The sequence below is a fragment of the Cyanobium gracile PCC 6307 genome, assembly GCF_000316515.1.
GTDB classification, from domain to species: Bacteria; Cyanobacteriota; Cyanobacteriia; order PCC-6307; family Cyanobiaceae; genus Cyanobium; species Cyanobium gracile.
The window spans coordinates 501,384-513,778 of record NC_019675.1 but is presented as its reverse complement, the minus strand read 5'-3'; the positions used below and the strand labels follow the sequence as shown (position 1 = coordinate 513,778).

Here is a 12,395-nt window from a genome sequence, read left to right as displayed (position 1 = left end):
AAGGCGCCGGGCCGCTTCAGCCCCCCAGACGGCTGAAGTCCGCAAGCACCGAGGCCTGGTTGCGCAGCACCGCCAGGAGCCGCAGGCGGTTGCGGCGCACCTCGGGCTGGTCGCAGAGCACCATGACGCTGTCAGGGCCATCAAAGAAGGCAGCCAGGGTGGTGCCGCTCTCGCCCAGCAGCCGGGCCAGGGGTTCGTAGCGGGCGGTTCCGGTGGCGGCGGCATGGACCGCCAGCCGTTCCAGCACCGCCAGCACGGCGGCCTCGCTGGGGGAACCGAACAGATCCGGATCCACCACCCCATCAGGGCTGACCCGATCCGCCGCCAGGTCGGCCTGCTCGGCCAGCCGGGAGGCCCGCTGCACCACCGCCTGTACCAGGGGCAGGCGGCCTTCGCTGCGCAGCCGCCGCAGCAGCTCCACCCGGGCACGGGCATCGGCCGGATCCCGCAGCAACCGCTCCAGGGAGACCCCGTCACCGGCCACCGCCTGGACCAGATCGGCGCTAAATCCTTCCTCCTCCAGCAGGCTGGCCAGACGCTGGCGCAGGAAGTCGAGCAGGTCGGCGGCGAGGGCCAGCGGCTGCACCGCCAGATCGGGCAGCAGCCGCTGCCAGTGGGCGGTGGCCTCAGCCATCAGGGCCACCAGGTCGAGTGACCAGTCCCGATCCCAGAGGATCTGCAGCAGTCCGTTTCCTGCCCGGCGCAGGGCATAGGGATCGGAGGAGCCGCTGGGCCGCTCCCCCCTGGCGAAGATGCTGAGCAGCAGCTCCAGCCGTTCGGCCAGGGCCAGCACCGCCCCCGCCTCGGAACACGGGAGGGCGTCACCGGCCCCGCGGGGCTGATAGTGCTCCAGCACCGCCAGGGCCACGGCGCGGGACTCGCCCTCCGCCAGCAGGTACTTGGCCCCCATCACTCCCTGCAGCTCCGGGAATTCCCCCACCATCTGGCTCACCAGGTCGTGCTTGCACAGAGGGGCGGCCCGGCGGGCGGCGACGGCGGCGGCGTCAGCCACCGGCAGGCGGCGGCAGAGCAGATCCGCCAGCCAGGCCAGGCGCTGGCTGCGATCGGCCAGGCTGCCGAGACCCTCGGCGAAGGTGACCCGCTCTAGGGCCTCCACCCGCCCGGCGCTGCTCTGACGACGATCCGCCGCCAGGAAGAAGGCCGCATCCGCCAGCCGGGCCCGCAGCACCCGCTCGTTGCCACGACGGATGGTGTCGGCGGCGGCGGCCAGGCCGTTGGACAGGCAGAGGAACCGGGGCATCAGGGCCTCCCCGGCCACCAGCGCCAGGGGGTCGGCCGGGGCGTCCGCCAGGCGCAGGGGCACGTAGCGCTGGTGGGAGCGCATCACGGTGCTGAGCACCTCCGGGGGCAGGGCCAGGTAGTCGGCATCGATGGAGCCTTCGATCAGGCGGGGGGACTCCACCAGGTCGACCAGTTCATCGAACAGGGCCTCCGGCAGATCCAGCTCGGCTCCCGCCGCTGTGGCCGCCGCCTCCAGGGCGGTGCGGATCGCGGCGCCCCTGGCCTGCCGGTCGACCTGGACATCGGCGGCCTCGAGGGCGGCGGCATAGCCCGCGGCGGTGGGGATCGTCACGGTCCCGGTATGGAGACGGTGCCCGCGGCTGAGACGGTCGCTGGCCAGGGGCGGATCCATGTCGGTGAGCGCCACCGGCACCACCGCCTCATCGAGCAGGGCCACCAGCCAGCGCAGAGGCCGGCTGAAGCGACCATCCCCGGCGCCCCAGCGCATGAAGCGCCGCCCCTGCAGGGCGCGGATCCAGCCGGGGATGCAGCCGGCCAGCACCTCGGCGGTGGGGCGGCCGGCCTCGGTGGTGCGGGCGAACACGAAGGGGCCCTTATCGGTGTCGCGGATCTCCAGCTGGTCGGGGCTGCAGCCGCAGCGCCTGGCGAATCCAAGGGCGGCCTGGGTGGGCTGGCCATCGCGGTACGCCTGCTGGGCCGGCGGGCCCTTGCGGTCCTCGACCAGATCCTCCTGCTCGCGGGGCAGGCCGGTGACGGTCACGGCCAGGCGCCGGGGGGTGCCGCCGGTCCTGATGGCGTCGCAGTCGAGGCGGGCCTCCCGCAGGTCGCGGGCCACGATCGCCTCCAGCTGGGGCTGGGCCAGGCGCACGAAATCGGCCGGCAGTTCCTCGGTTCCGATCTCCAGAAGAAAGGTGGCCATGCAGGGGAACGGGCAGGACGCGACTGTATGCAAAGGAGGGAAAGGGCAGGAACCTCCGGCGGAGCGCCCCGTGCCGTTCGCTAGTTTCAGTCCAGATACCCGTCCCCATGCCGATGTCCTCGACGACGGTCGCCGACAGCACGTCGCTCCCATCGGCTCCCCCCGCCAAGCCCCCCACCAAGCAGGAGGCGCTCAAGGCCGGCAGCGGCCACCTGCATGATCCTCTGGCGGCCGAACTGGGCAACGAGCTGCCCAGCTTCACGGATCCCGCCGTCCAGATCCTCAAGTTCCACGGCAGTTACCAGCAGGACGACCGGGACAAACGCCGTAAGGGCGCCGACAAGGACTGGCAGATGATGCTGCGGCTGCGCAACCCCGGCGGGCGCATCCCCACCTCCCTTTACCTGGCGCTCGATTCCCTCGCCGATCGGCTCGGCAACGGCACCCTGCGGATCACGACGCGTCAGGCCTTCCAGATGCATGGTGTCCAGAAGACCGACCTCAAGGAGGTGATCGGCGGCATCGTGCGGGCCCTCGGTTCCACCCTCTCGGCCTGCGGGGACATCAACCGCAACGTGATGGCCCCGGCCGCCCCCTTCGAGCGCGATGGCTACCCGGAGGCCCGCCTGCTCGCCGATCAGATTGCCGACCTGCTGGCTCCCCAGGCCGCCGAGGGCTCCTACCTCGACCTCTGGGTGGACGGGGACCTCAGCTACCGGATCAAGCCCAAAGGCCCCGTGAAGAAGGCGCGCCGGCTGCAGGAGAGCAGCGCCGTGTTCAGCGGTGACGCGGCCGAACCGCTCTACGGCTCCACCTACCTGCCGCGCAAGTTCAAGGTGGCCGTCACGGTCCCCGGGGACAATTCGGTGGACCTGCTCACCCAGGACATCGGCCTGGTGCTGTTCAGCGACCCCTCCGGCCGGCCGCTGGGCTGCAACGTCTATGTGGGCGGTGGCATGGGGCGGACCCACAACAAGGAGGAGACCTTCGCCCGCACCGCCGATCCCCTCGGCTATGTGGCCGCCGGCCATGTGCTGGAGCTGGTGCAGGCGATCGTCGCCCTGCAGCGGGACCACGGCGACCGGGAACAGCGCCGGCACGCCCGCATGAAGTACCTGATCCACGACCGCGGGGTGGACTGGTTCCGCAGCGAGCTGGGCCGCTACTTTCCCCATCCGATCAAGGGGATGCGCCGAGAGCCCCCCGCTGTCCTCACCGACTACCTGGGCTGGCACCGCCAGTCGCCGGGCCTCTGGTTCGTGGGCTTGCCGGTGCTGTGCGGCCGCCTGCAGGGGGAGCTCAAGAGCGGCCTACGCCGTCTCGTCAAAACCTACCAGCTGGAGGTGAGGCTCACCCCCAACCAGGATCTGCTGCTCTGCAACATCGGCAGCGCCCAGCGGGCGTCGGTGCGGGAGGGTCTGGCGGCCCTCGGCCTCTCCGCCCCCGAGGCCCCGGCCCCCCTGGCCCGCCATGCCCTGGCCTGTCCGGCCCTGCCCCTGTGCGGCCTGGCCATCACGGAAGCCGAGCGGATCCTGCCCTCCGTGCTTGAGCGCCTCGAGGCCCTGCTGGAGCGGCTGGAGATCAGCAAGCCCCTGCTGGTGCGCATGACGGGCTGCCCCAACGGCTGCGCCCGCCCCTACATGGCCGAGATCGGACTGGTGGGCAGCGCCGTGGACACCTACCAGCTGTGGCTCGGCGGCAGCCACGGCCTGAGCCGGCTGGCCAGTCCCTACCTGGAGAAGATGCCCCTGGAGAAGCTGGAGGCCACCCTGGAGCCCCTGCTGGTGGCCTGGCGCGATGAAGGCGGTCCCCGCAGCCGCTTCGGCGACTTCGTCGAGCGGATCGGGACCGAGCGGGTCACCCACCTGCTCGCCGCCGCCTGATGGGCAGCCCCTGCACCGGTCGCGTCCAGCCCCTGCTGGGGGCCCTCCTCGGTTCGGTGCTGGCGGGTCTGCTGCCCTGCTCAGGGCGGGCCAGTGACGCCGCGGAGCGCCCGCGCGCGCCCCAGGCCCCGGTGCAGTACTTCCAGTCCGACCCCCTGGCCTGCCAGCCCGACGCGATCCGTGCGGCCTACAAGGCCCATCTGCAGCCCTTCGCCGACCAGAGCCCGGCGGTGCTGGCCAAGCTGCGCCGGGTGCAGGACGACATGACCCTGGCCAGCCTCAAGCGCTGCGTCCAGAAGGGCCTGCTGACCCGCCCCCAGGCCAGCGTGCTGTTCCGGGAGCTGGGGCTGACCCTGCCGGGCACCGTGATCCCCGTGACCAGCGCCCCGGCACCCGGCGCCGCTCAGCCGGCATCGGCACCGGCAACAGCGCCGTAAAGCGCCCGCGGTTCGCCGCGGCGCCAGGCCCAGAGCTGGTCGCCGTGGCTGAAATGCCACCACTCCTTGGGGTGCTGGACGAACCCTGATGCCTCCATCACCGCTGCCAGCAGCCGGCGCCGCTGGTGCCAGTCGGCGGCCTCGCTGCCGGGGACGGCGCCGGCGTAGTGGTCAGGATCGGAGATGGCGCCGATCGCATCGATCGCCCCGCCCATGGCCAGGGGACGGCCACAGGCCTCGGCCAGGGTGAGATCCACCGCGGCACCGGTGCTGTGGGGGGGCGGGGTGGCCGGATCGGCACTGGGTGGGGCCCAGAAGCGATCCACCTCCGCCGCCACGGCCTGCTGGGCGAGGCCGAAGGCGTCGGGGTCAAGGCCCCGCGCGCGGCAGGCCTCACGGAAGGCCTGGCGCACCATGAACGCCTGAACGGCGATGGGACGCCAGGCGTCGAAGATGGCCAGCCGCATGTGGGGCCGGAGCTGCTGCAGCCGCTCCTGGGCCTGCTCCAGCCGCTCGATCGCGCCACGGCGCAGCCGGAACGGACTGGCGCCGGCCCCATAGGGCGCCCCCAGGGCCTGATACGGGTGGGGCTCCAGCCGCCACAGGCTCGGCGGCAGGTCGTTCAGGGGCTCGCCCTGATCAGCGATGGGGATCGGGCTCCAGGGGCGCAGGGGCGGCATGGGGGCAGCGGGTCCGGCTCGGCCCGGTGGTCTGGCTCAATTCAACTGGGCCGCCTCCACTGAGCGGCGGCGCTGGGCCTCGAGGGCTTCGCGCAGGTGTGGGTGGCGGGCCAGGTCGGGATCCTCCCCCAGGATCTGGCGCGCCGCCAGCCGCGCCTCCTCCAGCACGGCGCCGTCGTCGCTGAGGCTGGCCAGGGCCAGGTCCGGCAGGCCCGACTGGCGGGTACCGAGCACCTGGCCGGGGCCCCGCAGCCGCAGGTCCATCTCGGCGATCTCGAAGCCGTCGCTGCTGCGGGCCAGCAGCTCCAGCCGCTGACGGGCCATGGCGTTGTCGCCCTCGTGCAGCAGCAGGCAATGGGAGGCGGCGGCCCCCCGGCCCACCCGGCCCCGCAGCTGGTGCAGCTGGGCCAGGCCGAAGCGCTCGGCATGTTCGATCACCATCACGCTCGCCTCCGGCACGTCCACCCCCACCTCCACCACCGTGGTGGACACCAGCACCTGGGAGCGACCCTCCTGGAAGGCGCTGATGACCCGCTGCTTCTCCTCGCCGGTCATCCGACCGTGCAGCAGCCCCACCGTGAGCTCGGGAAACACCTCCTCGTCGAGGTGGCGGTGCACCTCCACCGCCGAGCGCAGGTCGAGCTTCTCCGATTCCTCCACCAGGGGCAGCACCACGTAGGCCCGCTGCCCCTGGGCCACCTCCTGGCGCACCAGCTCCCAGGCGCCGGCGCGCTCGGATCCCCGCAGCAGGCGGGTGCGGATCGGCGTGCGGCCCGGCGGCAGCTCATCGATCTGGCTCAGGTCCAGATCGCCGTGGATCGAGAGGGCCAGGGTGCGGGGAATGGGGGTGGCGGTCATCGTCAGCAGATGGGGCTGGAGCCCCTTGGCCAGCAGCCGGTTGCGCTGGCGCACGCCGAAGCGGTGCTGCTCGTCGACCACCACCAGCCCGAGGCGATCGAACTGCACCGGATCCTCCAGCAGGGCATGGGTACCCACCAGCAGCTTCACCTGGCCGTTGACCAGGTCCTGCAGGACCTGGCGGCGGCGGCGGGCGGGGGTGGAGCCGGTGAGCAGCTCGATGCTGACGTCGAGCTGGGGCAGCCAGCCGGCCAGCTTATGGAAGTGCTGGGCCGCCAGCACCTCGGTGGGCGCCATCAGGGCCCCCTGGCAGCCGGCGGCGATGGCCCCCAGCAGGGCCGCCAGGGCCACCACCGTCTTGCCGCTGCCCACGTCCCCCTGGACCAGCCGGGCCATGGGCTGGGGGCGCTCCATATCGGCGCGGATCTCCGCCAGCACGCGGCTCTGGGCGCCGGTGAGGGGAAAGGGCAGCAGGTCGAGGAAGCGGCTCACCAGGTCCTCGCCGCCGCTGGGCAGCAGCAGCGGCGGGGCCGGAGAGCGGCGCAGGCGCTCCCGCCGCTGCCCCAGGGCCAGCTGCAGCAGCAGGAACTCATCGAAGACCAGGCGCCGGCGGCAGCGCTGCAGCTCCTCGCGGTCGGCGGGGCGATGCAGCCCCAGCAGCGCCTCACCGCGGCGCGGCAAGGCCAGCTCCAGGCGCAGGGGCTCCGGCAGGGGATCAGGCCAGCGGCACGCCGCCGGCAGCACGGCGGCGATGGCCCGGGCCAGGGTCTCGCCGCTGAGCCCCTCGGTGAGGGCGTAGACGGGCACGAACCGGCCGATCCGCTCCGACCGCACCGGCGCGCCGGGGGCCTCCAGCACCTCCAGCAGGGGATCGGCGAAGCAAGGGCCGTAGGGGCTGTCCTTGACCAGACCGCTCACGGCCACCGTGGCCCCCACCGGGTAGAGCCGCTGCTGGGCCTTCAGCCAGCCCGGGCTGCTGAAGCGGCGGCCGGCGAAGAAGCGCGTCACCCGCAGCCGGCCGGTGACATCCTGCACCTGAAGCTCCAGGATCGCCAGGTTGGGGTTGCGGGGGCTGCCGAAGGCGTGGCAGCGGCGCACCGTGGCCACGATGGTGGCGGTCCGCCCCGGTTCCAGGGCCGCGATGCGCACCAGGTGGGCGTAGTCGAGATAGTCGCGGGGGTAATGGTGCACCAGGTCGCGCACCACCAGCAGGCCGAGGGCAGCCAGTCGGGTGGCGGTCTTCACTCCAATGCCGGGCACCTCCGCCAGCGGGGCTTGGGGATCAAGCCCCCGGGGGCCGCCGGCGGCCGGCACCGCCGGAGGTCCGGCGGGAGCCAGCCGCAAGCGGGGCGGACCGACGGGCCGCACCTCCTGCCGGCGGCGGCGCAGCTCGTGCAGCGCCTGCCGCAGGCGTCGCACCAGGGTCTGGCGACCCGCCAGCGCCAGATCGCCGTAGCCGGCGGCATCCCGGGCGAGGGCGGCCAGCTGCTGACGCTCGGCGGGCTCGAGCCCCTCGGGGGGCACCGCCAGCGTGGTGGCGAGGAAACCGCTGAACCGGTCGCGCCGGCCCTGGAGATCGCCGAAGCCGGCTTCGGCCTCCAGGCGGCAGGCCAGCTGCAGGGGCGTGCACCAGCTCTCCAGAATCTCCGGCGACGGCAGCGCTGGCCCCTCCACGGAGGGGGGGCCGTTCAGTCGTTCGGAATCGATGGGGGGCGGATGTCCTGCAGCCAAAGCTGTTCGGCCTGATGGATCCGTAGCCGCCGTTGCAGGCGACGGAACTGCTGGGCCATTCTGCGAACCTCCTGACGATGCTGCTGCAGCCGCCGCCGGCAGGTGCGCAAGCGGGGCTCCTCCAGCTCCAGATCGGTGGGCCGCAGCAGCACCGCCAGCGTCTGGGCCTGGGAAGCACGGGCGCCAGGGAAGGGCAGGGGCAGCCGCATCAGGTTAGCGGGGGCTGCCATGGTCTCGAGCTGGCCGGCCAGTACCGCATCCAGCAGGCTCACCGGCAGCAGGCTGCGGCTCACACCCCCGCGCAGCAGCTCGACGTTGACGGCGTGGGAAAGGTTGCGCAGGCGGCGGCCCAGGGCCAGCTCCATGCCGTCCATCCAGCGCAGCACCCGTTCGGGATCGTCAGGCAATCGCCCTGCCTGCCACAGGGTGTCCGCCAGCTCCGGGCCGGACCCTACCTTCGCCTCGTCCGAGGGGTCCTCCCCGGAGTCCTCCTCGGCATCATCGTCAGGGTCATCGGTCTGGGCGGCGTCCCGATGCTGCGGTTGCCCGTCGTGCGGATCCTCCTTCTGGCCTTGATCGGAGTCCGGCGGGGGGGCTTCGCCACGGCCCAGGGCCCCCCAGAGGAAGGATCCACCGGCCAGGGGCGGGGCGAAGGCGATCTGCACGGAACCGGGGGGCAGGGGCTCCGGCTCTCCACCCCCGCTGTCCCCCTCCCAGGTGAGTTCCTCCAGCAGCAGCTCCCGCTCATGTCGGTCGCGCCGCTGGCGCTCGCGTGAGATCTGGGCCGCCAGGATCACCAGCTGCTCCACCGTGAGCAGGCTGCAGCAGCGTCCCACCAGCTCCTGGATCTGGCGATGCAGCAGCTGCCGGCGCTCCACCGGGAGCTCGCTGTAGCGCCGCGGGTGGACCTGGGTGGCGAGATGGAAGCAGGCCTGGCGGACCTGCTGGGGCAGCACCTGGCGCAGCACCTGGAGATACAGGGCGACGTGGCGGTAGAGCTCAGGGTTCGACTGGCCCAGCCGCCGGGTCAGGGCCTGGAGCTGACCCGGCAGATCGATCGAATCGGACGGGTCGCTCAACGGCTCGGGCTCAGGCCGCCTTGCCCATCGCCGCCACTTCGGCGGCGAAATCCGACTGCTCCACTTCGATGCCCTCGCCGAGGGTGTAGCGGGTGAAGCGGCGCACCCGGATGTTCTCGCCGGTCTTGCCGGCGGCCGACTTGACCATCTCACCGACGGTCAGGGTGTTGTCGCGGATGAAGGGCTGGTCCATCAGGGCCAGTTCCTTGAGGCGCTTGCCGATGCGCCCGGCCACGATCTTGACCTTCATCTCCTCCTTCTTGCCGGCGAGATCATCGCGACCCATCTCGATGGCCTTCTCCCGCTCCGCCACTTCGGGGGGGATGTCGTCGGTGCTGACGTACTCCACGTTGGGGCAGGCGGCGATCTGCATCGCCACGTTGCGCACCAGCTCCTGGAAGAGCTCACCGCGGGCCACGAAGTCGGTCTCGCAGTTCACCTCGACCAGCACGCCGACGCGGGCACCGGTATGGATGTAGCTGCCGACGGCCCCTTCGGCCGCCGTGCGACCGGCCTTCTTCTCGGCGGTGGCGATGCCCTTCTGACGCAGCCATTCAGCGGCCTTCGTGGCATCCCCACCGGATTCGGTGAGGGCCTTCTTGCAGTCCATCATGCCGGCGCCGGTCTTGTCGCGCAGGTCCTTGACGAGCTTCGCTGTGATCTCAGCCATGGGGTGGGAGTGGGGGAGGTCGGGAGGGAGAGAACGGCTCAGGCGTCGTCGTCGCCGCCGCGCTGATCCTGCGCTCCATGGCGGCCTTCATTGATGGCATCCGCCAGCCGACCCAGCACCAGCTGGACGGAACGCACGGCGTCGTCGTTGCAGGGGATGGGAACGTCGCAGAGATCGGGATCGCAGTTGGTGTCAAGCATCGACACCAGGGGGATGTCGAGCTTGCGGCACTCGAGCACGGCGTTGGTCTCGCGGCGCTGGTCCACCAGCACCACCACATCGGGCAGGCGGCGCATGTTCTTGAGGCCGCCGAGGTACTTCTGCAGGCGGTCGAGTTCACGGCGCAGAACAGCCGCTTCCTTCTTGGGCCGCATGGCGATGGCGCCGGAGGACTCCATCCGCTCGAGATCCTTGAGGCGGTCGATGCGGGCGCGCATCGTGCTCCAGTTGGTGAGCATGCCGCCCAGCCAGCGCTGGTTGACATAGGAGGCGCCGCAACGCGCCGCTTCCTGGGCGATCACTTCAGAGGCCTGCTTCTTGGTGCCGACGAACAGGAAGCGCTTGCCGCTGCGGGCGGCACTGCGGGTCCATTTGTAGGCGTTGTTCATGCAGACGGCGGTCTGCACGAGATCGATGATGTGGACTCCGTTGCGCGCGCAGTAGATGTAGCGCGACATCTTGGGATTCCAGCGACGGGTCTGGTGTCCGAAGTGGGCACCAGCTTCCATCATCTCGGAGAGAGTGACGACAGCCATGGGGGTTGGGGGGGTTTCGGGTTGGCCTCCACCTGCCAGGGATGCCGTGCCACAGGAAGGGCAGCGGATCACCCGAAACGTGCAGGTGTGCGGTGTTTGATTACCAGGTCAACCTACCAAATGGCCCTGCTGGCGGGCTTCGGCATGGAGGGCCCGCACCCCGAAGCGGTTGAGGGGCAGCCGCAGCAGCTCCATCGCCAGCCCCGCCTGGCCACGGCGGATCAGCCAGCGCAGCAGGGGCCGCAGGCTGCGCTCATTGATCAGGCCGCCCAGGGTGAGAAGCTCCCAGAGCGCCAGGTGCAGCCAGGTGTACTGGATGATGAAACGCACCCGCCAGGTGGGGTGCTTGCGGTAGAAGACCAGGCCCATCCGGGCCCGTTCCCGCTCCACCCGCACCAGGTCCGGGATCTGCTCCAAGCTCAGGGGCGGATGCCAGTGATAGCCCACGGCCTCGGGGCAGCGCACCAGCCGCACCCCCATGCGGCGCAGCCGTTCCCCCAGCTCCAGGTCCTCCCAGCCATAGAGGCGGAAGCCGGTGTCGAACAGACCCGACTGCTCCAGCACCCGGCGATCGATCGCCACGTTGCCGGTGGCGAAGTAGGCCCAGGAGAGGTCGCGCAGCTTGTGGGGCTCCGCCGTTGGAGCTTCGAAGTTATGGGTGTTGATCACCGCGCCATAGGTGAAGCAGAGCCGGTCGCCGCTCTCTTCCCAGCTCCGGGCCAGGGCCGTGGCGTGGTGCAGCAGGAACCGCTCCGTCACCACCAGGTCGCTGTCGATGAACACGATCACATCGCCGCGGGCCTCGCTCACGCCGCGGTTGCGCCCTTCGGCCGGACCGCCGTGGTCCTGGCGGATCAGGCGCAGATGGGGGAAGGCGGTGGCATGGGCATCCAGCCAGCGCACCGTGTCGTCGGTGGAGCCGTCGTCCACCAGCACCACCTCATAGGCCTGCAGGGGGCCGCCAGTCTGCTGGCGCTCCAGGGCCTGCAGGCACTGGCGCAGGATCGGCAGCCGGTTGTAGGTGGGGATGACGACGCTGATGAACATCGGGTGTCGGTGCGGGGACGACGGACGGTGGGGAGGCCATGAAAAAGGGGGGATCCGCAGCGAATCCCCCCGGTGCCATGGCCGGACCCGCGCCGGTCAGTCGGCGGCGCCGCCGTTGTTGGCCGTACCGGTCACGCCGTTGCCGGCCCCTTCACCGCGACCGTCGTTACGCAGCTTGCGCTTCTTGAACTTGCGGGCGTAGGCCCGGTTGCGCTCCTGCTTTTCCTTCTTGAGGTTCCTGCGTTTCGACATAGGTGATGCGAGCCTTGAAAAGACTTTGATGCTCCACCCTACTCACCCGACCACGGCCTCCTCGGCCCACAGCCGGCCATCCTCCATCCGCACCAGGCGGTCGGCCACATCGAGGATGCGGGGATCGTGGGTCACCATCAGCACGCTGCAGCCCTCATCCCGGGCCAGGCGCTGGAGCAGTTCCACCACCTCCCGGCCCGTGCGGCTGTCGAGGGCGGCGGTGGGTTCGTCGGCCAGGAGCAGGCGGGGGTGGGCGGCCAGGGCGCGGGCGATGGCCACCCGCTGCTTCTGGCCGCCGGAGAGGTCGTGGGGCAGCTTGCCCAGGTGGTCGGAGAGGCCAACGGCCCGCAGCCATTCCCGCGAGAGATCGCGGCGGGCGCGGTAGCCCAGACCCGGCAGCAGGTCGGCCCCCATCTGCACGTTCTGCTCGGCGGTGAGGCAGCGCAGCAGGTTGTGGCCCTGGAAGATCATGCCGACGCTGCGCCGCAGCAGCTGGCGCTCCTGGCGGCTGGAGCCGTTCAGTTCGCAGCCCAGCACCTGCACCGACCCCTCCATCACCTGGCGCAGGGCCCCCACCAGGGTGAGCAGGGTGGTCTTGCCGCAGCCCGAGGGCCCCGTGAGCAGCACCACTTCGCCGGGGTGGATCTCCAGGTCGATGCCCTGGAGCACCTGGCGCCGCATCGCGCCGGTGCCGTACCAGTGGCTGAGACCCCGCACCGACACCGTGGCGAGGTCATCGGCCGTGGTGGCGATGGGCGGGGCGGAACCGGTGTGGAGCGTGGTCATCGGCTCAGAAGGAAGGGCTCGGAATCGGGATCGGC

General features: G+C 71.4%; 11 protein-coding genes. 2 read left to right on the top strand and 9 right to left on the bottom strand.

The window, feature by feature from the left end:
* Positions 1–16: 16 nt before the first annotated feature.
* Complete coding sequence (gene glyS, locus CYAGR_RS02285) at positions 17–2,182, bottom strand: glycine--tRNA ligase subunit beta (RefSeq protein ID WP_015108148.1); 2,166 nt, start codon at positions 2,180–2,182, stop codon at positions 17–19.
* Positions 2,183–2,295: 113 nt separating this feature from the next.
* Between glyS and sir the strand changes: the two genes are divergently transcribed.
* Complete coding sequence (gene sir, locus CYAGR_RS02280) at positions 2,296–4,065, top strand: sulfite reductase, ferredoxin dependent (RefSeq protein WP_015108147.1); 1,770 nt, start codon at positions 2,296–2,298, stop codon at positions 4,063–4,065.
* Positions 4,065–4,502, top strand: a complete 438-nt coding sequence (locus CYAGR_RS02275; protein ID WP_015108146.1) for a hypothetical protein — start codon at positions 4,065–4,067, stop codon at positions 4,500–4,502. Before sir ends, CYAGR_RS02275 begins: the two co-directional genes overlap by 1 nt.
* Here the strand turns inward: CYAGR_RS02275 and CYAGR_RS02270 are convergent.
* The 8 genes from CYAGR_RS02270 to CYAGR_RS02240 form a co-directional block, all read right to left on the bottom strand.
* Positions 4,469–5,182, bottom strand: coding sequence for a M15 family metallopeptidase (locus CYAGR_RS02270; RefSeq protein ID WP_015108145.1), 714 nt, complete (start codon positions 5,180–5,182; stop codon positions 4,469–4,471). The two genes, CYAGR_RS02275 and CYAGR_RS02270, sit on opposite strands and share 34 nt — an antisense overlap.
* Before the next feature lie 36 nt (positions 5,183–5,218).
* Positions 5,219–7,714, bottom strand: a complete 2,496-nt coding sequence (gene recG / locus CYAGR_RS02265; RefSeq protein ID WP_015108144.1) for an ATP-dependent DNA helicase RecG — start codon at positions 7,712–7,714, stop codon at positions 5,219–5,221.
* Between the two features lie 14 nt (positions 7,715–7,728).
* The gene (locus CYAGR_RS02260; protein WP_015108143.1) at positions 7,729–8,850 is read right to left on the bottom strand and encodes a hypothetical protein; all 1,122 of its coding nucleotides are present in this window, start codon (positions 8,848–8,850) and stop codon (positions 7,729–7,731) included.
* Positions 8,851–8,860: 10 nt separating this feature from the next.
* Positions 8,861–9,520 (bottom strand): translation elongation factor Ts, encoded by a 660-nt coding sequence (gene tsf, locus CYAGR_RS02255; RefSeq protein ID WP_015108142.1) that lies wholly within the window; start codon positions 9,518–9,520, stop codon positions 8,861–8,863.
* 38 nt (positions 9,521–9,558) lie between these two features.
* A complete protein-coding gene (gene rpsB, locus CYAGR_RS02250; RefSeq protein ID WP_015108141.1) occupies positions 9,559–10,275 on the bottom strand; it encodes a 30S ribosomal protein S2 in 717 nt (238 codons plus the stop codon).
* 108 nt (positions 10,276–10,383) lie between these two features.
* Positions 10,384–11,322, bottom strand: a complete 939-nt coding sequence (locus CYAGR_RS02245) for a glycosyltransferase family 2 protein (RefSeq protein WP_015108140.1) — start codon at positions 11,320–11,322, stop codon at positions 10,384–10,386.
* A 96-nt stretch (positions 11,323–11,418) separates the two neighbouring features.
* Positions 11,419–11,574 (bottom strand): hypothetical protein, encoded by a 156-nt coding sequence (locus CYAGR_RS18090; protein ID WP_011293689.1) that lies wholly within the window; start codon positions 11,572–11,574, stop codon positions 11,419–11,421.
* Between the two features lie 42 nt (positions 11,575–11,616).
* Positions 11,617–12,360, bottom strand: a complete 744-nt coding sequence (locus CYAGR_RS02240; protein WP_015108139.1) for a DevA family ABC transporter ATP-binding protein — start codon at positions 12,358–12,360, stop codon at positions 11,617–11,619.
* Between the last annotated feature and the right edge of the window lie 35 nt (positions 12,361–12,395).